At 65.8% G+C, this 22,629-nt stretch carries 15 protein-coding genes; 8 read left to right on the top strand and 7 right to left on the bottom strand.

Annotated elements, in window-relative coordinates; all coding sequences use genetic code 11:
* Nucleotides 1-96: 96 nt before the first annotated feature.
* The gene (gene pbpC, locus EI545_RS02945) at nucleotides 97-2,139 is read right to left on the bottom strand and encodes a penicillin-binding protein 1C (RefSeq protein ID WP_125327214.1); all 2,043 of its coding nucleotides are present in this window, start codon (nucleotides 2,137-2,139) and stop codon (nucleotides 97-99) included.
* 121 nt (nucleotides 2,140-2,260) lie between these two features.
* Nucleotides 2,261-7,723: an alpha-2-macroglobulin family protein gene (locus tag EI545_RS02940; protein WP_125324083.1), complete on the bottom strand. Its 5,463-nt coding sequence runs from the start codon at nucleotides 7,721-7,723 to the stop codon at nucleotides 2,261-2,263.
* Nucleotides 7,724-7,917: 194 nt separating this feature from the next.
* Between EI545_RS02940 and EI545_RS02935 the strand changes: the two genes are divergently transcribed.
* Nucleotides 7,918-10,473 carry a hybrid sensor histidine kinase/response regulator gene (locus EI545_RS02935; protein WP_125324082.1) on the top strand — a complete coding sequence of 852 codons (2,556 nt, stop codon included), beginning with the start codon at nucleotides 7,918-7,920 and terminating at the stop codon, nucleotides 10,471-10,473.
* A gap of 255 nt (nucleotides 10,474-10,728) precedes the next feature.
* Here EI545_RS02935 and recQ read toward each other — a convergent pair whose 3' ends face one another.
* Both recQ and EI545_RS02925 read right to left on the bottom strand, forming a co-directional pair.
* Nucleotides 10,729-12,771 (bottom strand): DNA helicase RecQ, encoded by a 2,043-nt coding sequence (recQ, locus tag EI545_RS02930; RefSeq protein WP_125324081.1) that lies wholly within the window; start codon nucleotides 12,769-12,771, stop codon nucleotides 10,729-10,731.
* Between the two features lie 2 nt (nucleotides 12,772-12,773).
* Nucleotides 12,774-13,061, bottom strand: a complete 288-nt coding sequence (locus EI545_RS02925; RefSeq protein ID WP_125324080.1) for a YggT family protein — start codon at nucleotides 13,059-13,061, stop codon at nucleotides 12,774-12,776.
* A gap of 141 nt (nucleotides 13,062-13,202) precedes the next feature.
* On the opposite strand from EI545_RS02925, the gene EI545_RS02920 reads away from it, so the two are divergent.
* The 6 genes from EI545_RS02920 (at nucleotide 13,203) to EI545_RS02895 (ending at nucleotide 18,473) form a co-directional block, all read left to right on the top strand.
* A complete protein-coding gene (locus tag EI545_RS02920; protein WP_125324079.1) occupies nucleotides 13,203-13,733 on the top strand; it encodes an acyl-CoA thioesterase in 531 nt (176 codons plus the stop codon).
* Nucleotides 13,734-13,869: 136 nt separating this feature from the next.
* Nucleotides 13,870-15,240 (top strand): MFS transporter, encoded by a 1,371-nt coding sequence (locus tag EI545_RS02915; protein ID WP_125324078.1) that lies wholly within the window; start codon nucleotides 13,870-13,872, stop codon nucleotides 15,238-15,240.
* Between the two features lie 2 nt (nucleotides 15,241-15,242).
* Complete coding sequence (gene mepA, locus EI545_RS02910; protein ID WP_125327213.1) at nucleotides 15,243-16,133, top strand: penicillin-insensitive murein endopeptidase; 891 nt, start codon at nucleotides 15,243-15,245, stop codon at nucleotides 16,131-16,133.
* A gap of 117 nt (nucleotides 16,134-16,250) precedes the next feature.
* Nucleotides 16,251-16,871 carry a queuosine precursor transporter gene (locus tag EI545_RS02905; protein WP_125324077.1) on the top strand — a complete coding sequence of 207 codons (621 nt, stop codon included), beginning with the start codon at nucleotides 16,251-16,253 and terminating at the stop codon, nucleotides 16,869-16,871.
* 262 nt (nucleotides 16,872-17,133) lie between these two features.
* Nucleotides 17,134-17,556, top strand: a complete 423-nt coding sequence (gene arfB / locus EI545_RS02900) for an alternative ribosome rescue aminoacyl-tRNA hydrolase ArfB (RefSeq protein WP_125324076.1) — start codon at nucleotides 17,134-17,136, stop codon at nucleotides 17,554-17,556.
* Nucleotides 17,553-18,473, top strand: coding sequence for a phosphotransferase enzyme family protein (locus EI545_RS02895; RefSeq protein WP_125324075.1), 921 nt, complete (start codon nucleotides 17,553-17,555; stop codon nucleotides 18,471-18,473). The genes arfB and EI545_RS02895 overlap by 4 nt, the downstream gene beginning before the upstream one ends.
* A gap of 33 nt (nucleotides 18,474-18,506) precedes the next feature.
* Here EI545_RS02895 and pncB read toward each other — a convergent pair whose 3' ends face one another.
* A complete protein-coding gene (gene pncB, locus EI545_RS02890; protein ID WP_125324074.1) occupies nucleotides 18,507-19,799 on the bottom strand; it encodes a nicotinate phosphoribosyltransferase in 1,293 nt (430 codons plus the stop codon).
* A gap of 1 nt (nucleotide 19,800) precedes the next feature.
* On the bottom strand, nucleotides 19,801-20,409 hold the full coding sequence (gene pncA / locus EI545_RS02885) for a bifunctional nicotinamidase/pyrazinamidase (RefSeq protein ID WP_125324073.1): 609 nt from the start codon (nucleotides 20,407-20,409) through the stop codon (nucleotides 19,801-19,803).
* Nucleotides 20,410-20,523: 114 nt separating this feature from the next.
* Between pncA and trhO the strand changes: the two genes are divergently transcribed.
* Nucleotides 20,524-21,426, top strand: a complete 903-nt coding sequence (trhO, locus tag EI545_RS02880; protein WP_125324072.1) for an oxygen-dependent tRNA uridine(34) hydroxylase TrhO — start codon at nucleotides 20,524-20,526, stop codon at nucleotides 21,424-21,426.
* Here the strand turns inward: trhO and EI545_RS02875 are convergent.
* Nucleotides 21,423-22,463 (bottom strand): LLM class flavin-dependent oxidoreductase, encoded by a 1,041-nt coding sequence (locus EI545_RS02875; RefSeq protein ID WP_125324071.1) that lies wholly within the window; start codon nucleotides 22,461-22,463, stop codon nucleotides 21,423-21,425. The genes trhO and EI545_RS02875 overlap by 4 nt on opposite strands.
* Nucleotides 22,464-22,629: the final 166 nt, after the last annotated feature.

Here is a 22,629-nt window from a genome sequence, read left to right as displayed (position 1 = left end):
GGCCAAGCGATGTCTTCGAAGACATCGCGGCGGAGCCTTTGAAGGCTCCGGCCCGGAATTTTCAAAAATTCCGGACGTGCACCGCACCCGGCGCGGCTAGTGCACCCGCACCTTCGCCCGCGCTGACCGCCCCTCAGCGTCGATCACGCTCAGCGTCACGAACCCCTGACCGGGCAGCGCCAGCATGGCCTCACGCGCGTTCAGCGCCACGATCACCGGCACCCCGTCGGCCAGCCAGGTGAAGGGCGCCGTCCCGCCCCGCACCCGCACCATCAGGCCCGCTGGCAACAGTTCCACCTCGGCGCCGTCGGGTGGAAAGGCCACGGCGGGGGCATCCGCCTCCGCCTCGAACGCGGCACTGCGGGACCGGAACCGCTGCAAGGGTTGCGGCAATTCCGCGTTTGACACCAGAAGCGTAGCGGAAGGGGCCGGGGGCTGCGGGACAAGCTGGCGCTTCAGCCGGTTGAAGGCCTGAAACAGGACAGGTGCCGCCACATCCGCCCCGAAGGCCCCCGGCACCGGCGTGCCATCCGCCCGCCCCATCCAGACGCCGATGACATTGCCCCCGTCATAGCCGATCGCCCAGGCATCGCGGTGGCCATAGGACGTGCCCGTCTTGTAGGCCAGCCGGTTGCTCGGTGCCCCCGGCGGCGGTGCAAGGCCCGCCAGAATGTCACCCACCTGCCAGGCGGCCACGCCTGACACCACCCGCTGCCCCTCGGCTGTCGCGTCTTCAAGCCGGTAGGTCAGCGGCCGCACCACACCGCCCCGGGCAAGCGTGGCGTAAAGCTGCACCATGTCCGACAGCGTCACTCCCACACCGCCAAGCGCAATCGCCAGCCCCGGCTGGTCGCCGGGAAACACCGGCCGCATCCCCGCCTTCTCCATGGCCGAGATCAGGCGGGCCGGGCCAAGCGCTTCGGTCAAGGCCACGACGGGGATGTTCAGCGACAGTTGCAACGCCTCACGCAACCGGATCGTACCGCGATACATCCGGTCAAAATTCTGCGGCGCGTAGTTGCCAAAACTGGTGGGCTTGTCCTCGATCATCGTTTCGGGATGCGCCAGCCCCTGATCGAAGGCCAGTGCATAGACCAGCGGTTTCAGCGTTGACCCGGGCGACCGCAGCGCCTGCGTCATGTCGACAAAGCCCTGCCGCAGATCGGCCTGATACCCCGCCGACCCGACCGAGGCGAGGATCTCGCCCGAGGCGTGGTCGGCCACCAGAATGGCCACCTGCAAGGCTTCGCCCCGGCCTGCCACCGCCTCGGCTGCCAGCGTTTCCAGCTTGGCCTGCAAGTCACGGTCCAGCGACAGGGTATGGGTCAGGCGGGCAGGGTCCTCCGCGCGGGCCCGGTCGGCCAGATGGGGCGCAAAGGCGGGGAAGGGTTTGCGCAGGCCCGGCACAGCCTCACGCAGGGCGGCCTCGGCCTCATCGGCGTCGATCACCCCTTCGCCCACCGCCCGGGCCAGAACCCGGTTGCGCGCGGCCTCGGCCCGGTCGGCGGCGCGGTCGGGGCGGCGGGTTTCCGGGCTTTGCGGGATGGCGACCAGCAGCGCTGCCTCGGCCGGGGTCAGGCGCAGCGGTTCCTTGCCGAAATAGCTGATCGAGGCGGCGCGGACCCCTTCAAGGTTGCCGCCAAAGGGCGCAAGGTGCAGATAAAGCTGCAGGATCTGATCCTTGGTCAGCCGCCGTTCCAAGGCCAGCGCAACCCGCATCTGGCGCAGCTTGCCGCCAACCTCACCGGTCGTCCCCTCTTCCAGCAGGCGCGCGACCTGCATCGTCAGGGTCGACCCGCCCGAAATGACGCGCCCGTTCCATGCCGCCTGCAGCACTGCCCGCAGCATTGACCGGGGGTCGACGCCGGCGTGGTCTTGGAACCGCTTGTCCTCATAGGCCAGCAGCATCGCGATGTAGGTCGGGTCCACCCGGTCCGGCGGCAGGGCCAGCCGCCAGCGGCCATCGGCCACGGTATAGGCGCGCAAGAGCCGCCCGTCGCGGTCCAGCACCTCGACCGAGGTTTCGACGGCAAGGGGCGGCAGGATCGTGGCGTCGATCCAATCGTCCAGCCGGTCACGGCCAAGCGCGGCCAGCCAGAGGGCTGCCACTGCGGTGATGATCCAGCGCGCGCGCATCACCAAGGTCCGCTCGTCGAGCACTTCGTGCACTCCTCGCTACGCGTACCGACGCGTGCACGAAGTGCTCGAGGAGGGGTCGACGGGGGGTGTCCCCCGTCGGGAAAGACCACGTGCCGGGTTGTCACGGCGCGATGGTCACAGACCCGGTTTCCCCCCGGGCGCGGAAGTCGGGGCGGTACATATCCTCAACGGAAGCCGCGGCATGGTGGAACGTGCCGGGGCTGACGGCGCGGACGACATAGGCCAGCCGGAAGCTTTGATCCGACTGCCAATCCACCGCCGTCAGGAACCGATCCTGCCGGAACTCGCTGTGCTGGACGTCCTGCAACGTGTCCAGCCAGCCAAGTTCCGAGGTGGACCCTGCCGACATCAGGTTCGGGTTGTCGATCTCGAACCCGGCGGGCAGGGGGTCGCTGACCATCAGCCGCGCTTCGCCATAGCCGAAGGGGGTCACCTCCAGCACGGTGACCAGCCGGGTGCCAGCGGTCACGCCATCCAGCGCAACCTCGGTCCCGTCCATGGTGTAGTAGGTGCGCGTGATGGCATAGCCATTGCCGCCCGCCGGTTCCGGTTCAGACGGCACGCCATAGGTCGTGATCGTCAGCGTCGTATCGGCCCCGTCGTTCTTGACCACCACCGGTGTCACTGCGCCTGCGTCCAGCACCCGCACCAGCGGGCCATCGGCGGGCGCGCCATCAATGGTGATGCCATCCGCCCCCGGCCGGTCGATCAGCGCATTCGTGGCCAGCAGTGCCCATGTCGCCTCTTGCGTGGACAGCGTGCCGCCCGTCGTGGCAAGCCGGTCGGTCAGCGCCTCACGGTCCACCGCGTTCGACCCGGATTCCACCGCCAGCGTCAGCAACGCCGCCGCATCGCGGTAGCGGGTGCCATAGTCCACCCGCCAGACCTGGCCCACCTCCGGCCCCTGCGCCTCCAGCTTGGCGGCGGCCTTGCGGAACATCGCATCGGCCCGGGTCTGATCGCCGTAGGAGGCCAGCGCCGCCCCAAGCTGTGCTTGGGCTATAGGGGTGGCGAAGTCATCGCCCTTGACGTCGGCGTAGTAGCGCAAGTCGCCAACCGCCGCCGCCCCTTCGCGGGCAAGGACCATCAGAGCGTAAGCCAAGGCCTCACCCCCGCCATTGGTCTCAAGGCTGAAGTCAGGCGCATAGTTCACCTGATTGCGCAAGTTCGCCAGCGCGTTGCGGAAGGCAAGGTCGGGCACCTGATACCCCTGCGCGCGGGCCCGGCTGAGGAAGTCGGTCACATAGGCGTCCAGCCAGAAGTCGCCATAGTCGGCCCCCCAAAGCCCGAACCCGCCGGACGAGGCCTGATTGGTCAGGATCTCGGCCACCGCCTGATCGATGCGCTTCTGGATGTCCTCGGCCCCTTGCAGGTCCATCACCCGCGCCACTTCGTCGAAGTAAAGCAGCGGGAGTGCCCGGCTGGTCATCTGTTCGGTGCAGCCATAGGGGTAACGGTCCAGTGCCGCCAGAAGCCCCGGCGCATTCAGCCGCGCGATGGGGCCCACGGCCATTGTTGCCTTGCCCGACCCCGCCACCAGCCCGGCAAAGACGTTGTCGTCAAAGGTGAACGTCGCCCCCGCCGCAAGGTCGAGCCGAGAGATGCGGGCCACCTCGGGGTCATTCACCTGCACCGGGATGGTCAGGGTTTTCTTCAGCTGCTTGCCGTCCGGCGTGGTCAGGGCCACGTCGATGGTATGGATACCGACGGCCCCCGCCGTCACCGGCACTTCGAACACCGCTTTCGCCTGATCGCCAAGGTCAAAGCCCGACGGCACCGTGCCAAGGGTCAGCCCCGCCGCCGTCACATCCAGGCTCATCCGGCCCGAGGGTCCGGTGGCATGGACGATCTCCAGCAGCAGGCGGGAGGTGTCCCCCGGCGACAGAAAGCGCGGCAGGCTAGCGGTCACCACCACCGGGTCGCGCACCAGCACATCCGCGCTGGCCTGCCCGACGCCGGTCTTGGACCACGCCACGGCCATCACCTTCACGGTGCCGTTGAAGCTGGGCAGATCGAAAGTTGCCCGCGCATAGCCGTCCGCTCCAACGGTCAACGGGCCGGTGAAATAGGCCACCAACTCCTCGGTGGGAGGTGGGGCCTGCAGCCGCGCCTGCGCGCCTGCGTCCCCGCCTGACCGGACTTCGCCCGTGGCCCCGTTCAGCCCGTCGATCAGACGGCCATAGATGTCGCGGATGCCCACGCCAAGGCGGCGCTGGCCGAAGTAATGCGCCTGCGGATCGGGGGCCTCAAACCCTGTCAGGTTCAGGATGCCCACATCCACGGCGGCGATGGTGACATAGGCGGTTTCACCCGCAGCCACGCCCTCCACTTTCACGGCCACATCCAGCGGCCCGCGCGGGGCGGCCTCGGCGGCCATCTCGACCGTGGCGGTCAGGGCGCGTGCGCCCGGATCAATCGCCGCATGGGTCAGCCCCAGCGCCCGCGCCGGGTTGCGCCCGGCTGCCACGTCCATCGGTCGCAGGACCGACGCGGTGACATAGACCCCGGCACCCCAGTCATCGGTCACGGGCAGGGTGATCAGGTTTTCCCCCTCGACCACCTCAACCGCCTGCATCGCCACCAGCCGGTTTGACAGCACCGTGATCAGCGCCGTCCCCGCCGCACGCGGCACGATCCGCAGGGTTGCCACCTCGCCCGGCGCATAGGCGGGCTTGTCCAAGGACAGCTCCAGCGTGTCGGGGGTCGCAGTGGCATCGGCGGGGGCATACCAACCTGCATAGAAACTGGTCGAGGTCGCGGCTGGTTCGCCATCGCTCCGTTCCACAAGGATTTCATAGCTGCCCCAAGTGACCGGTGCCGCCACTTCCACAGGGGCGCTGCCAAGCGTCACCTCACCCTCGGCGACCGGGGTACGGGTGACCACGGGTTCCCAGTTCCAGTTGCCAAAACTTTGATACCATTGGTAATTCGTCTCAACCCGCACAACGGTCCATTTCACCGGCAGGGCAGTCAGGGCCTGATCGGCATCCACGGCGATCAGGTTGAACCGCGCCTCGCCGCCTTCGGGGGCGACACCGTCAAACAGCGGGCGCACCCCGATCATCGGGTTCGCGGGTGTCAGGGCCTTGGTGACCGACCGTTCGACCGGCCGACCCGAATCTTCCGCCACGCGCACAGTAACGCGCGCCTCCAGCGGGCGGTTGGGGTCCTCCACCACGGGCAGGACGACAGGGACCACGGCAGTGCCAGCCTCATCCGTCTCGGCCCCGTCCAGCGAAGACATCTGCGCCGAGAAGGGTTGGTCATGGCGGCCAAAGACATAGCCGGGGTAGGCGGCAAGGCCCTCGGTTGCGCGCAACAGCACCTCGCCCTCGATGGCAAGGCCAGCCCCCGGCGCGCCGAACAGATAGCGCGCGGCGACGGTCAGATCGACGGCGCTGTCGGTGCCGACAGACAGCGGCGTGTCGGCCAGCGTCAGGTCAAAGTCGATGCGTTCGGGCAGGAAATCCTCGACGAGGAAAGTCTTGGCCGACAGGGCAGGGGCCTCAAGGTCGGCAAACATCTCCAGCCGCCAGACCCCGCGCGGGGCGCTGCCTGCAATGGGCAAGGCAAAGACATGGCCGCCCGCGCCCGAATCTTCCACAAGCTGGCGCGAATACTCCACGCCGTCGGGCCGCGACAGCACAGCGGTCAGCGGCAGGCCGTCAACCGACGCCTGCTGCGCATCGCGGGCAAGGGCGGTGACATAGACCGTTTCCCCAGCGCGATAGGCGCCCCGGTCAGTGGTCACGAAGACATCGACCGGGGGGGCAGCCTCACGCCCTTCGACGCCACGGTCGGAAAGATCAAACTCCGGGTCGGTCAGCGACAGGAAGGCGATGTCCTGATCGCCCTCACGCGCTACCACCATCGCGGGTGCGCTGCCGCCAAGACCGCGGGTCAGCCCGGCGTCAAACCTTGCATAGCCCTGGTCATCGGTCGTGGCGGTTCCCAGCACCGCATTGGCGCGGTTCAGAAGCTCGACCGTGATCCCCGCTTTGGCCCCGGCTGTGCCTAGGCTGCGGACAAAGACGTGCAGCCCGTCCACCCCGGTCATCGTGGTCAGCCCAAGGTCGGACACCACGAACCACTGCCAGCCTGCGGGCACGACGTAAGGGTCCACCCCCGGCACGGCGGCTTTCAGCGCATAGATGCCCGCAGGCAACCCCTCCAGCGCGTCGCCAAGCGGCAGGCGGGTGGTGACGTCCTTGTTGACCTCTTGCCCAACGGTGGCCGTCCCGGTCCAGAGTTGTTCGCCCACGGTGTCGGCGAAGTATTCCTCGGACCAGCTTTGCATCGGCGCGCCGAAGTAATAGTCCTGGATCGACCGCAGCAGGTTGCGATCCGTGACGCGGAACAGCGTCAGGTCCAGCTTTTCAGTGTTGACCGTTTCCACCGGCAAGGCCACGTCCACCGTGTTCGGCAGCACATAGCCCCGGCCCGGAAAGCGCACGCCCGGGCTGCGGTCACGGATGTATTGGGTGACTTCAACCGACTTTGCCATGCTCTGGCCATCGGCGGCGGGCAGACCTTCGCGGAAGGTCACGCTATAGCGTTTGCCGTGTTCCAGCCCCGTCACGCAAAGCTGCCGCCAGCCGCCGCTTTCCACCACCATGCCGGGTTCGGTCAGTTGGACGAAGGTGGCGTAATCCACGCCCGAGGCGACAAGATCTTCCGAGAAACTGGCGCAGATGCGCGGGCGGGCCAGATCGGATTGCACCACGGTTTCGGTGATGCGAAAGCCGTATTTGCCAATGGCATCGTCCAGCAGGGCGGCGGTATCCGTCCGTTCCTGCAAGGACTGCGCCAGCCGCAGCGCCTGCACTGTGTCGCGGCCCCGGCCGTTACGCTCCAGCGCCTCGCCAAGGGTGACAAGGATCGTGTGGCGCAAGGCTGGGTTTTCCGCCCGAAGATAGGCGTTCATGCTGGACTGGAAGGCTTGGTAGAAGAAATAGCCCGACTGGTTTTGATTGGCCTTCCCCGCCTCCAACTGGCGGCGGGCGAATTCGCCCCAGGTCGCGGCATCGTCCGTCAGGTTCAGCGCCGCACCGGTAAAGGCCGCCGCCCCCGCCCAATCGCCCCGCGCCTCGGCCTCAGCCGCTGCAAGGAGATGCTCCTCGGCCGTCCATGGCCCGGTGGTGTGCTGGCGGCCAAGGCCCGACGCCTGCTCATAGGCGCTTTGGATGTCCCAATCCGGCAGGAACCCCAGTTCCCCCCGCCGCGCCGTGGCCGCTGCGCGCAAGGCGGCGTCGCCCTCGATCACGAAGGCCGAGAAGGCCCCCTGGAAGAACACCCCGTCCCCCGGGCCGTTCTTCACAAAGCACGACCCGTTCCGCGTGTTGTAGACAAAGGCCGTGCAGCGCGCGTTGGTCAGGCAGGCGCGCTCACACGCCTCGATCGTGGTGTCGAAGACCGAAGCGATATCGCCCCCCGGCAGGTCCTGATCCTGCGTGACGGCCACCCGGCGTTCGGGAATCAGGTCCTGCGCCAGAGCCTGGCCAGAAAGCCCGCCCGAAATGCCAAGAATCGCCGCCGCGAAAACCGCCGTCTGAAACCAACGCATCGAAAATGCCTCCCAACTGGATGGGCCGAAATGTCGCATGGGCGCTGCCGGGCTGGCAAGTCTGCACAATCCCGGCGGGACCATCGCTTGCGTTAAGTCTTGGTTCACTTCGATGCGGCAGGCTAGTCGCGTAATCCGGACCCCAAGGCCTTTCCGGGGCCCGGTCCCACGGACAGACTGTCGACAGGGCGCGCATGGATCTTTCGGAACGTCTGGTCAGGGAACGGCGCGCGCGGCTGGCGGCCGAACGCCTGCTGGAACAGAAAAGCCGGGAACTTTTCGCGGCCAATGAAAAGCTGGCGATCCACGCGCGGTCCCTGTCCGACCAGATCGTGGAACAGCGTCAGGTCGTCCGCTCCGCCTTGTCCGAAGCTGAGGTTCTGAAAGACCAGAACCTGCGCTACCTTGCCGACCTTGACCGCGCCCACACCACCGCCGTGATGGCCGAACGCCGGCTTTGGGACGCGATCAACACCATTCACGACGGGTTCGCCGTGTTCGACGTGTCGCTGCGGATGGTTGCCGCCAACCGGGCCTGGCTGGCCCCGTTCGATGGCCTGCCCGTCGCCCCCGGCCTTCCCTACGCCGACATGGTGCGCATGGTCGCGGCAGCGGGCACCGTGGACCTTGGCGATGAGAGCCCGGAAGATTTCATCGCCCGCATGCTGGCCCGTCTGGACCATGACCCGATCGAACCCGTGACGCTGAAACTGCTCAACGGGTCTTGGGTCAAGCTGCAGGACCGCCGTGCCCGCGACGGCGGTCTTGTGTGCCTTGCGCTCGACATCACCGACCAGATGCGCATCTGGGCCGCGATCGAGGCGATCCCCGATGGTTTTGTGCTTTACGACAGAGAGGAGCGGCTTTTGACCTGCAACCAGCGCTACCGTGACATCTATCCCGCCTCGGCTGCGGCCATGCAGCCGGGAACGAAATTCGAAGACATCCTGCGCTACGGTCTGGCCAACAGCCAGCACGCCGATGCCATCGGCCGTGAGGAGGACTGGATCAAGGACCGCTTGCAAGCGCATCGCCAGGGCGAGGGGGTCTCGGAACAACAACTGTCTGACGGCCGCTGGATTCGCGCGCATGACCATCCCACGCCCGATGGCGGCCGCGTCGGCCTGCGCATCGACATCACCCTGTTGAAGGAACACGAAACCGTGCTGGACGCCGCCCGCAAGGCGGCTGAGGCTGCCAATCGCGCCAAATCCGCCTTCCTTGCGAACATCAGCCATGAAATTCGCACCCCGATGAACGGCGTCGTCGGCATGGCGGAACTTCTGTGTGACACCGGGCTGACCGAAGAACAGCGCCTCTTCGCCGAAACCATCCGCTCCTCGGGTGAGGCGCTTTTGGTCATCATCAACGACATTCTGGACTACTCGAAGATTGAGGCGGAACGCCTGACCCTGCGCCCCGAACCCTTTGATCTGGAGCGGACAGTGCATGAGGTCACCATGCTTTTGCAGCCGCGCGCGCGGGAAAAGGGCATTGACCTCATGATCGACTTCGACATGTTCCTGCCCACCCGGTTCATCGGCGATCCGGGCCGGTTGCGGCAGGTGCTGACCAACCTGATCGGCAATGCCGTCAAATTCACCGAATCTGGCCATGTGCTGACCCGCGTCGTCGGGATCGACGCTGAAGATGGCCGCCAGACCCTGCATGTCACGATTGAAGATACCGGCATCGGCATCGCAGCGGAACACCTTGACCACATCTTCGGCGAATTCAATCAGGTCGAGGATGAGCAGAACCGCAAGTTCGAAGGCACCGGTCTGGGTCTTGCCATCACCCGCCGCCTGATCGAACACATGGGCGGGGCGATCTGGGTCGACAGCACTCTGGGCGACGGGTCCAGCTTCGGGTTCCGCGTGACCCTGCCGGTGGCCGAAGATGCCGGGCCCGTGCAGGTTCCCGTCGCGATCCGGCGCGTGCTGGCCGTCGATGACCAGTACATCAACCGCACCATTCTGGAACGCCAGCTGGCGCCCTGCGGCATCACCGTCACCCTCTGTCGCTCGGGGGCCGAGGCGATGGAGCGTCTGGCCGCCGACCCGCCCTATGACGTGGTGCTGACCGACCACGCCATGCCCGAAATGGACGGGGTGACGCTGCTGCACCACATCCGCGCAGCGGGGCACCTCTTGCCAGTGATCCTGCTCAGCTCCAACCTCAGCGGGCTGGGCGACAGCGCGGCCGAATTCGCCGACGTGCTGCAAAAGCCGGTCCTGCGGTCCGATCTTTACCGCCGCCTGCAGGCCCTGACTGCCGCCGCCCAGCCCGAAGCGCGGGTCGCGCCCGCGCCCTTGCCCAGCGAACTGCGCCAGATGCGCATCCTTGCGGCGGAAGACAACCGCACCAACCAGCTGGTGTTTCAAAAGATGGTCCGCGCGCATGACATCGACTTGGTCTTTGCCGACAACGGGCGGATCGCGGTCGACCTCTTTCAATCCTTCCGGCCCGATCTCATCTTCATGGACATCTCGATGCCGGAAATGGACGGAAAGGAAGCCGCGCGCGCCATTCGCGCGCTGGAAGGGCCGGGCGCGCATGTTCCCATCGTGGCCTTGACCGCCCATGCGATGGACGGCGATGCCGAGGAAATCCTTGCCTCGGGCATCGACCAGTACCTGACCAAACCGCTGCGCAAATCCGCGATCGAGGCGACGCTACTCGAATACGCCCCTGCCGCCGCCCGCCCCCCGGTGGTCGACACCGAAGATGCCGCCCAGAACGTAGCCTGACCACGCCCGCCTTGGGGGTGGCGGTCGGGCGGCCAAACCAGGCCAGCCCCGCTGGACACAGGCTATGGCAGGCCTACACGTGCGATCATGCCCCCATGTCTTGCTCTTTACGAAAATACTCCGGGGGTCCGGGGGTGGAACCCCCGGCCGCCGGGCATGGCGCGCAGCGACAATCGTCAAGAATCCCTTAATGCCATTCGCCAAGGGATTGAAATCACTCGGATCAACGGATGTCCCTGCCCGGGACACCCCGCCTCAGCCCTCGCGCAGCACAGACAGGAACGCCTCCCCAAAGCGCTCCACCTTCAACACTCCCATTCCCTGGATGTCCTGCAACTCCGCGAGGGTCGAAGGCCGCCGCTCCGCGATCTGCCGCAGGGTGGAATGGGTGCAGGACAGATACTTCCCCGTCCCATCCTCGCCCCGTGACAGGGCCAGTTGCACCTCGGCCAGCCGGTCAAACACCGCGCCCTCGGGCTTGCCCACCAGCCGCATCCGCGCGGGGTGCAGGGTTTCGGAGGCCCCGGTGATCACCTCCAGAAACGCCGCGCCGTAGCTTTCCAGCTTCTTCGCCCCCACCCCGGTGATCCCGGCCATCTGGTCAAGGCTCGCGGGCTTGCGTTCGGCCATCTCGATCAGGGTGCGGTCGGGAAAGACCACATAGGCCGGCACATTCTGCGCCTCGGCCAGCGCCCTGCGGCGTGCCTTGAGCAACGACAGAAGCCCCACATCCTCATCCGCGACTTGGGCCTTCACGGCCTCACGCTCGCCCGCTGATGCGACGGTGTCGCGCCGCAGGGTGATCTGCGCCTCCCCCCGCAGGATCGGGCGCGCGGCCTCGGTCATGCGCAGCGCGCCGTGGCGGTCGGGGTCGGGGCGGACAAGGTCCTGTCCCATCATCTGCCGAAAGACCGCGCCCCAGGCGGCCTTGGACAGATCCCGCCCCACGGCATAGGTCGGCAACTGGTCATGGCCGCGTTCGCGGACCTTGGCGGTGGCGTTGCCGGTCAGGATGTCGATCAGATGCCCCGCGCCGAACCACTCCCCGGTCCGCAAGATCGCCGACAAGGCCTTGCGCACGGCCTCGGTCGCGTCGAAAAGCTGGGCGGGGCGGTCGCAAAGGTCACAGTTGCCGCAGGGCTCGGCCGTCTCACCGAAGTAGCCCAGCAACACCTGACGGCGGCATTTCAGCGCCTCGGCCAGCCCCAGAAGTGCGTTCAGCCGGGCATGGTCGGCGGCCTTCCGGTCGGGCGGGGCGGCGCCTTCGTCGATCTGGCTGCGGCGCAGGCGGATGTCGTCGGGGCCATAGAGCGTCAGCGTTTCGGCCGGAGAGCCGTCGCGTCCGGCGCGGCCGATTTCCTGGTAGTACCCCTCGATCGACTTGGGCAGGTCGGCATGGGCGACCCAGCGGATATCGGGCTTGTCGATCCCCATCCCAAAGGCCACCGTGGCCACCACGATCAGCCCATCCTCGCGCTGAAAGCGGATTTCGACCTGACGCCGCGCCTCGGCCTCCATCCCGCCGTGATAGGCAACGGAGGGATGCCCTGCTTCGCGCAGGGCCTGGGCCAGCACTTCGGTCTTGGCGCGGGTGCCGCAGTAGACGATGCCGGACTGCCCTTTCCGGGCGGCGGCAAAGCGCAGGATCTGATCGCGCGGGGTGGATTTCACGGCGAAGGCAAGGTGGATGTTCGGCCGGTCAAAGCCGCGCAGGAAGGTGGCCGGGGCCTCGCCATCAAACAGGCGGGTGACGATTTCGGCGCGGGTTTCTTCGTCCGCGGTGGCGGTGAAGGCGGCCAGCGGCACGCGCAGCATCCGGCGTAGCTCGCCAATGCGCAGGTAATCGGGGCGGAAGTCGTGGCCCCACTGGCTGACGCAATGCGCCTCGTCCACGGCAATCAGGCTGCAGCCCACCCGGCGCAAGAGGGTGGCCGTTGCGCCGGAGGCAAGGCGTTCGGGCGCCATGTAGAGGAGCTTCAGCCGCCCTTGGTCAAGGGCTGCGAAAACCTCTTCCGTCTCCTCCTCGGTATTGCCCGAGGTCAGGGCCCCCGCCTCGACGCCCGCCGCCTTCAGCGCGCGGACTTGATCACGCATCAGGGCGATCAGCGGTGAGATGACGACGGTCACCCCATCGCGGCACAGGGCGGGCAGCTGGAAACACAGGGACTTGCCGCCGCCCGTGGGCATGATGGCAAGGGTATTGCGCCCCTCCAGCACAGCTTGCACGATTTCCGCCTGGCCGGGGCGAAAATCGGGGAACCCGAAGACGGAGTGCAGAAGCGAGGCGGCGCGGTCCAAGATCAGAGGAAGGCGGCGGCGTTGTTGGTCAGCACGATCCGGAGGGCAATGATGGCAAGCAGGACGACCAAGGGTGCCAGATCCAGCCCGCCCATATTGGGCAGAACGGCGCGCACCCGCGAATAAAGCGGCTCCAGCAGGCGGTTCAGGCCGTCCCAGAGCTGTGCCACCAGCGGCTGGCGCAGGTTCAGGACCTGAAAGTTGATCAGCCAGCTCATGATGATATGCGCGATGATGATGAATTGCGCGACATCAAGGATCAGCATCAGGATTTGGAACAGCGAGGTCATCGGGCACTCCCATTGGCTTTGGCCTGAGGTAGCGGCAGGCAGGGCGAAGGGCAATGGCTGTCGTCAGTGCCGGATCACGCTGCGTTCGGCTTGACGCCGCCGCCGTGCCGGGCCACGCCTTCGCCTGAACCGGAGGTGGCGATGTATCCTTTTGTCCGCATGATCAAGGAAATGGCCCGCGCCCGCCGCATGCCCCGACTGGGTCTGTTCGACAGCCATGTGTCACATCACCGGTGCTGGCCTTGGGATCTTGACCTGTGGATGGAGCTGAACAACGGCCGCACGCTGACGCTTTACGACCTTGGCCGTCTGCCGCTTGCGCGGCGGACGGCGATCGAATCGGTGCTGCGCGACAAGGGCTGGGGGATGACGGTCGCGGGATCGACGATCCGCTATCGCCGCCGGGTGACCGTCTTTGCCCAGTTTACCATGCATACGCGCTGCATCGGCTGGGACCGGCGGTTCATCTACATGGAGCAGTCGATGTGGCAAGGCGACGAATGCACGTCGCACGCGCTGATCCGGAAGGCCATCGTGTCGAAGGCCGGGATGGTGCCGCCAGCGGAGTTGGCGGCGGCGATGGGCGCGGACCCCGTCAGCCCACCCCTGTCAGACTGGGTGCAGGCCTGGATTGACGCCGAGGTGATCCACCCCTGGCCACCGGCGCGCTGAGTCCGTCTGGACTTGCCTGCCGATGTTTGCGGGCTGGACACCGGCGCAGTGACAAGCGCCCGGCAGGGTTGCAATCCGCGGCGGCTTGCGCGCCATGGGTTTTCCGGGTTCACTCCCCGCAAAACAGGGAGCAGTCATGGCAAGCGCGCGCAAGCGGATCTGGGGCTGGTACTTTTTCGACTGGGCCAGCCAACCCTACAGCACATTGCTTTTGACCTTCATCTTCGGCCCCTACTTCGCCGAGATCGCGCGCAGCTATTACATGGGCACCGGGATGGAGGTGGATGCGGCCAAGGCTGCCGCACAAACCTACTGGGCCTGGGGTCTGACCATCGCGTCACTGACGATTGCCGTGACCGCCCCGCTTCTGGGGGCGATTGCCGATGGCACCGGACGACGGCTGATCTGGGTCTGGGTGTTTTCGCTGTTCTATGTGACCGGGTCCTTTGGCCTGTGGTGGGTGGCCCCCGGCGGCGATGCCAGCATGCTGTTCTGGGCGGTGTGCCTGTTCGGGATCGGCTTCATCGGGATGGAGTTTGCGACGATCTTCACCAACGCGCTGATGCCCTCACTTACCCAAGCGGACGATCTGGGGGCGATCTCGGGCTCGGGCTTTGCCTTTGGCTATCTGGGCGGGCTGCTGGCGTTGATTGTGATGCTGCTGTTCTTTGCCGAAGGGGCTGACAGCGGGCTGACCCTGCTGGGGACCGAGCCGCTGTTCGGACTTGACCCCGAGGCACGGGAAGGTACCCGCGCGGTGGGGCCGTTTACGGCGATCTGGTTCATCGTCTTCATGATCCCGTTCTTTTTGTGGGTGAAAGAACCCAAGACCGACGCGCGCCCGCTGCATGTCGGCCGGGCGATGGCCAGCCTGCGTGATCTTGTGCGGTCCTTGCGCTATCGCCGCAGCCTTTCGGCTTACCTCGCCTCATCCCTGTTCTACCGCGACGCGCTGAACGCGCTTTACGGGTTTGGCGGGGTCTATGCGTCGGGCGTGCTGGGGTGGTCGATCATCCAAATCGGGATTTTCGGCATCGTCGGCGCCCTGACGGCAATGGTGGCGGCGTTCCTTGGCGGCAAGGCGGACCAGCGCTTTGGTCCGAAGCCGGTGATCATCACGGCGATCATCGTGCTGATCCTTGTCTGCCTGCTGATGGTCGGGATGACGCGTGAGGGCATCTGGGGCCTGCCGATGGATCCGGCCTCCCGCCTGCCGGATCAGATCTTCTTTACATGCGGCGCGTTCATCGGCGCGGCAGGGGGGGCGCTGCAGGCGGCAAGCCGGACGATGATGGCCCGCCATACCAGCCCCGACCGCGCGACCGAGGCGTTCGGGCTTTACGCCCTGTCGGGCAAGGTGGCCAGCTTCATGGCCCCGGCGCTGATCGCGCTGGCGACCACGGCAAGCGGATCGCAGCGCATTGGCATTGCCCCGCTTATCTTGCTGTTCCTGATCGGCCTTTTTCTGCTATCCTTCGTGAAACCCAAGGGAGAGTTGGCCCCCTGATGCTGATCCGCATTCTGTTCCTGTCCTTGTTGCTGGCAGCACCCGCCCATGCCGAAAAGCTGGCCAACAAGCTGTTTGGCGCGAAATCCGACCCTTCCACGCAGGATGCGATGCCGATCGGGTCCTATGCCAAGGGCTGCGGGGCAGGGCTGGTGCAGCTCCCCGAGACGGGACCCACCTGGCAGGCGATGCGCCTGTCGCGGAACCGGAACTTTGGCCATCCGGTGATGATCCAGTACCTGATGGACCTGTCGCAGACGGCTGCGGCCATCGGCTATGGCAAGGGGCTTTACATCGGCGACATCAGCCAGCCGCGTGGCGGGCCGATGACCTCGGGCCACGCCAGCCACCAGATCGGTCTGGATGCCGACATCTGGATGCTGCCGCCACGCAGTCTTGGGCTGAGCGCGGCCGAACGCGAGGACATCAGCTCGATCCCGGTGCGGTCGGCGGATCAGCGGTCCGTCACGGAGAACTGGACGAAGACCCATCACCGCCTGCTGAAAGAGGCGGCGTCGGACCCGCGGGTGGACCGCATCTTCGTGGCGGCGGCGGTCAAGATCGAGATGTGCAAAACGGCAAAGGCATCCGACAAGAAATGGCTGCAGAAAATCCGCCCGGTGGTTGGACATGACACGCATTTCCACGTCCGCCTGAAATGCCCCAAGGGGGCCCGACTGTGCGAAACGCAGACCCCGACCGTGGCCGAACTGTCGAAGAACGGCGATGGCTGTGATGAAACGCTGGCGTGGTGGGTGACCGACTATCTGGACCCGCCAAAGCCCACCAAGAAGAAGAAACCCGCGGACGAGGATACACCGCGCAAGAAGGGCCCGCGTGAATTCACGATGGCCGATCTGCCGAAGCAGTGCCAGACAGTGCTGGTCGACTAGACCAAGCCAAACCGCGCAATCAGACCGGTTGACAGGGGCGCGGGCCGGGTATACGCCGCCCCCGCCCTGACCCAAGGGCCAAGTCTCCGCAACCTTGCCAAAAACGGACCCTTACACATGCGCTTCCTGATCCCGGGCATTCTTGCCATGGCGGTGGTCGTCACCGCGTCGAACATCCTTGTCCAGTATCCGCTGGGCGCCTACCTGACATGGGGGGCGCTGACCTATCCCTTTGCCTTTCTGGTCACCGACATCACCAACCGTCTGGCGGGCGCTGCGGTCGCGCGGCGGGTCGTGCTGGCGGGCTTTGCAGTGGGGGTGATCTGTTCCTTCATCGGCACCCAGATCATGGGTGAGTTTGGCCCGCTGGTGACCTTCCGGATCGCGCTGGGGTCGGGCATCGCATTCCTGTGCGCGCAGCTCCTCGACATCGCGGTCTTCAACCGTCTGCGGGCGGGGGAGTGGTGGCGCGCGCCGCTTGTGTCCAGCCTGCTGTCCTCCAGCCTCGACACGGCGCTGTTCTTTTCCATCGCGTTTTCGGCCACGATGACGGCCCTTGAGCCCGCCAACGACGTGTCATGGGCGACCGGGGCGACACCCCTTCTGGGCTTTGGTCCCGAGGCGCCGTTCTGGGTGTCACTGGCCGTGGCTGACTGGGGCGTCAAGCTTGTGCTTGCGATTTTGGCACTTGTGCCCTTTCGGCTGGCTATTGCACGGGCCATGGCACGGGTTGCGTAAATTGTTTTGACAAACACAAAATCTGTGTCACCTTTTGCTTATCGGCAACCATTTGAAAGGAGGTGATCCAGTGTCTAGAGTGATATTGGAGAGACGTGTCGGGACAGTCGGAGGGGGTGTTTTCTGAAGGCAGCCCTTCAGGTAAACAGACCGCCGATTGGATTTTGATGCCTAACTGGCTCATCTCCTTGGATCTCGGAAAGGGTTGCCGTACTCCGGCAACCCTTTCTCTTTTGCCCGCCCCAGAATAGCGTTCTCGCCCATGCTGCAGATCACCGAAACCCTAAGCATCGCCGACTGGGAGCTGTCGGAAACCTTCATGCGCGCCTCTGGCCCCGGGGGGCAGAACGTCAACAAGGTGTCCACCGCCGTGGAATTGCGATTCGAGGCGGATCGGTCGCCGCACCTGTCGCCCTCGGTGAAGGCGCGGTTGAAAAAGCTTGCTGGGCGGCGCTGGACGCTGGAGGGCGCGATTGTGCTGCAGGTCGAAGACACCCGCAGTCAGGCCCGCAACCGCGAGATTGCGCGCGAACGGCTGGTGGAGATGATCCGCGCCGCCTTGGTCCCGCCAAAGCGCCGGATCGCCACCAAGCCCACCCTTGGCAGCCAGCGCCGCCGCATCGCCGCCAAGACCCAGCGGGGCGAGGTGAAGTCGCTGCGCGGCAAGATCGGGGACGACGAATGACCGCTGCCCTGGCGGCCGAGGCTGCAACCCATTGGAACGGAACGCTGACCCGCCTTTTGCGTGACCGCGAGAATGTGGTCTATGAAATGGCGTTGCCGCAGGGCCGAGCGGCCTTGCGACTGCACCGGCAAGGCTACCAATCCGGGGCTGCGATCGGGTCAGAGCTTTGGTGGTGCGATGCCTTGGCCCGGGCCGGGGTGCCGGTGCCAGCCGCCCTGCCGTCGCGGGATGGGGAGCTTCTGGTCACGCTGTCGACCGGCCGCCATGCGTCAGCCATCGCATGGCTGGAGGGGGAGGCGCTGGGCGAGGCCGGCGTGCCCTTCGCCCGGCCATTGCGGCAGACCTTGGACTTGCACCAAGCGCTGGGGGCGTTGCTGCGGCAGTTGCACCGGGTTACGGACGGGCTGACCCTGCCCGAGGGGTTCAGCCGCCCGCGCTGGGACCGCGACGGTCTGGTTGGCGAGACGCCGTTCTGGGGGCGGTTCTGGGACCACCCTGCGGCCAGCCCCGATCAGCGCGCGGTGCTGATCCGGGCCCGGGACGCGCTGCGGATGCGGCTGGCTGACACGCTGGACACCGGCCTGATCCATGCCGATGTCCTGCGCGAAAACGTGCTTGTGAACGGTCGTTCGGTATCCTTGATCGACTTTGACGACTCCGGCTTTGGGTTCCGGCTTTACGACCTTGGCACGGTGCTGAGCCAGAACCTGTACGAACCGGCCTATCCCGACATCCGCGATGCGCTGATGGCCGGGTACGGCACGGCAGACCGCGAGATGGTGGAGGCCTTCACCCTTGCCCGCACGCTTGCGTCGGTTGGGTGGACGATGCCGCGGCTGGCGGCGGATGACCCGATTCACCGCAGCCATCTGGCCCGTGCGGTGATGTGCGCAGAGCGTGTGCTGGCCCGCCCTTAGGGTCTTGCCGTCCTTTGCGCTGCGGAGGTTGGGCTAAACCTCAACCGGCTGGGCCGCCTGCGCGCCAACGCCGAAGATGCGCTTGTAGCGTTCGATTTCGTCCTTTGGCCCCATGGCCTTGGCCGGATTGTCCGACAGCTTTACCGTGGGGCGGCCATTGGCGCTTTGCGCCTTGCAGACCAGGCTGAACGGGGCCAGCGCGTCACCGTCGACGAGGCCGCGGAAATCATTGGTCAGCATCGTGCCCCAGCCGAAAGACACCTTCACCCGACCGGCGAACTGGGCGTGCAGCTCTTCGATCTTGTCCACGTCCAGACCGTCAGAGAAGATCACCAGCTTCTGTGTGGGGTCTTCGCCCCGTTCCCGCCACCAGCGGATCGCTGTCTCCGCACCGGTCGCCGGGTCGCCACTGTCAATCCGGATGCCGGTCCAGCCCGCCAGCCAGTCCGGCGCGTTGCGCAGGAAGCCTTCGGTGCCATAGGTGTCGGGCAGGATGATCCGCAGGTTGCCGTCGTGTTCCTCTTGCCAGTCGGCAAGGACCTGATAGGGCGCGTCGCGCAGCTCTTCGTCGGTGTCGGCAAGGGCCGAGTAGACCATCGGCAGCTCATGCGCATTGGTGCCGATCGCCTCGATGTCGCGCAGCATGGCGATCCGGCAGTTCGAGGTGCCGATGAACTTTGGCCCCAGCCCTTCCTGCATCGCCTGCACGGCCCAGTCCTGCCACAGGAACGAATGCCGCCGCCGCGTTCCGAAATCGGCGATCTTGAGGCCGTCGACCCGCCGCAGCCGTTCGATCTTTTCCCAAGCGCGGGTCATCGCGCGGGCGTAAAGCACCTGCAGTTCGAACTTGCCCATCCCGTTCAGCACCGACCTTCCGCGCAATTCCATCAGCACGGCCAGCGCCGGAATTTCCCACAGCATGACTTCGGGCCAGGCGCCTTCGAATGTCAGCTCGAACTGGCCGTCGCGCTTTTCCAGATGATAGGCGGGCAGGCGCAGGCCTTCGAACCATTGCATGAAGTCGGGGCGGAACATCTGGCGTTTGCCGTAAAATGTGTTGCCCCGCAGCCAGGTGCTTTCGCCCCGCGTCAGGGAAAGCGAGCGGACATGGTCCAGCTGTTCGCGGAGCTCTCCCTCATCAATGATATCGGCCAGCCGCACTTTGCTGCTGCGGTTGATCAGGGTGAAGACCACGCTGGTTTCCGGCTTGTTGCGGAAAATCGACTGGCACATCAACAGCTTGTAAAAGTCGGTGTCGATCAGCGACCGCACGATGGGGTCGATCTTCCACTTGTGGTTCCAGACGCGCGTCGCGATATCAACCATCTTACGGCTCCAGCATCACGCCAGCGGCGCGCATCTTCGTTTGCGCCTCGGCGAGCGAGCCGTTCAGGTCAATGGCCCGGCAGGCACCTTCAAGCACCTTCGCCTTGAACCCAAGACGCGCGGCATCCAGGGCGGAGTAGGCGACGCAATAGTCGGTGGCCAGACCGACCAGCGTCACCGAGGTCACCCCCCGGCTGCGCAGATAGCCTTCAAGGCCAGTGGGGGTGGTCTGGTCATTCTCGAAGAACGCGGAATAGCTGTCGATCCCGGGGCGAAAGCCTTTGCGCACAATCAGTTGCGCGGGGTCGGTGCGCAAGTCGGCGTGGAATTCCGCACCAGCGGTGCCTTGCACGCAATGGGTGGGCCACAGGACCTGCGGGCCGTAGGGCATCGTCGCCATGCTGAACGGGGTTGCCCCCGGGTGGTTGGCGGCGAACGAGGTGTGGTTGGCCGGATGCCAGTCCTGCGTCAGGACGACGGTGGCAAAATCGTCCATCAAGCCGTTGATCCGGGCGATGATGTCATCGCCGCCCGCGACGGCCAAGGCGCCGCCGGGGCAGAAGTCGTTCTGCACGTCGATCACGATCAGGGCTTCGGTTGCGGCTGTCATCACGGTCTCCCATCGGGCGCAGGTCGGGGGCTTGCGGTTCTTGCGTAAGTCCGGGGGGCGGGTGCGTCAAGCGAAGTGCTTGAAATTCACGGCCCGTCGGCGTTAGAGGTCGGCATGCTTATCGTCGCCGCCCTTTACCAGTTCACGCGCTTTGCTGACCCCGCCGCCTTGCGTCCGGGGTTGACCGAGGTCTGTGCGACGGAAGGGGTGAAGGGGTCCCTGCTTCTGGCGCCGGAAGGGATCAACGGGACGATTGCCGGAACCCGGGACGGGGTGGATGCGGTGCTGGCGGCCATCCGCGCGCTGCCGGGCTGCGCGGGGCTGGAGTGGAAGGAAAGCCCTGCCGACGCCATGCCCTTTGGCCGGATGAAGGTGCGGCTGAAGCGTGAGATCGTGACGATGGGTCAGCCGGACGTGGACCCTTTGGCGCGGGTCGGCAACTATGTGCAGCCCAAGGATTGGAACGCCCTGATCGCAGACCCCGATACGGTCGTGATCGACACCCGCAACGATTATGAAGTCGCCATCGGCACGTTTCAGGATGCCATCGACCCCGGAACGCGGGCGTTCGGGGAATTTCCCGTTTGGTGGCAGGCGAACAAGGACCGGTTTGCGGGCAAGCGCGTCGCGATGTTCTGCACCGGGGGCATCCGTTGCGAAAAGTCGACGAATTATCTTCTGGGCCAAGGGCTTAATGAGGTCTACCACCTTAAGGGTGGGATCCTGAAGTACCTTGAGGAGGTGCCCGCGTCGGAAAGCCTGTGGCAGGGCGAATGCTTTGTCTTTGATGACCGCGTGTCGGTCGGACATGGGTTGACACCCGGGGGGCTGAAATCCTGCGGCGCCTGCCGGAGGCCGGTGACCGAGGCAGGCCAGCGGCATCCGGACTATGAAGAGGGCGTGTGCTGCCCCGGTTGTGTGAACGAATATTCACAAAGCGACCGGGACAGGTTCCGCGAACGGCAGCGCCAGATGGACCTGGCGCTGAAGCGTGGCGCCCAGCACCTTGGGGCTTAGGCGGCCTTGTCCGCCAGCATGTCCTGAACCATCGGGATGACTTTTTCACCGTAAAGCCGGATGCAGGACATCAGATCGCTGTGCGGCACGGGTCCGGTTGAATACTTCATGTCAAACCGTTGAATCCCCAGCCCCCGCACCGTCTTGGCGATCTTGCGGGCCACCGTGTCCGGGCTGCCGACATAAAGCGCGCCATGCTGCACTTCGGCGAGGAACTTGTCCTTGGTCACTGGCGGCCAGCCGCGTTCCCGCCCGATGCGGCCGAACATCTCGGCGTAATGCGGCCAAAGTGCTTCCTGCGCCTTTTCATCGGTTTCGGCGACAAAGCCGGGGGAGTGGACGCCAACCGGCCGCACCGGCCGGCCAAGCTGGGCGCAGGCGCGGTGGTAAAGGTCGATGTAGGGCGCGAAGCGGGCGCTGTCGCCGCCGATGATGGCCAGCATCAACTGCAGGTCCTGCCGCACGACGCGGACCACGCTTTCGGGCGATCCGCCAACGCCGACCCAGACCGTCATCCCCTTTCGCCCGAGGGGCGGGAAGACCTGCTGGTTGTCCAGCGGGGATCGGGTCTGGCCCGACCAGGTGACGGAAGGCGAGCGGACAAGGTTGGCAAACAGGTCAAGGCGTTCTTCGAACAGCTGTTCGTAATTGTTCAGGTCCTGCCCGAAAAGCGGGTAGCTTTCCGTGAACGAGCCGCGGCCAAGAATGGGCTCCGCCCGGCCATTCGACAGTGCGTTCAGGGTGGAAAACCGCTGGAACACCCGGACCGGATCGTCTGTGGACAGCACCGTGACGGCGGTGCCAAGCTTGATGCGGCTGGTCCGGCCCGCGATGGCGGCAAGCACGATTTCCGGAGCCGAGATTGCGAAATCGGGGCGGTGGTGTTCGCCCAAACCTATGAAATCAATGCCAACCTCATCCGCGAGGGTGGCTTGATCCAGCACTTCCCGCAGGACGATGTCCATCGATTGGGGCTGGCCGTCAGGGCCAAGGGTGACATCGCCAAACGTGTCGAGGCCAAGAGAAACTGGGGTCATGGCATTCTCCTTTGCGGCCAAGATAGGCAGGGAGCGGGCAAAGCGGAATGCGGATTTCGAGAGAGAGTTGGTTCAGGACTGCACGGCAGGCAATGGGCGCGTCCGCCCGTCTGCATCCTGCGATTGGCCATGGCGTCGAATCGCGGATCGCGGGCAGGATGGCCGC

This window comes from Tabrizicola piscis (assembly GCF_003940805.1).
Lineage (GTDB): Bacteria > Pseudomonadota > Alphaproteobacteria > Rhodobacterales > Rhodobacteraceae > Tabrizicola > Tabrizicola piscis.
The sequence above is the reverse complement of the archived record's forward strand: the minus strand, read 5'-3'. Positions and strand labels throughout refer to the sequence as shown.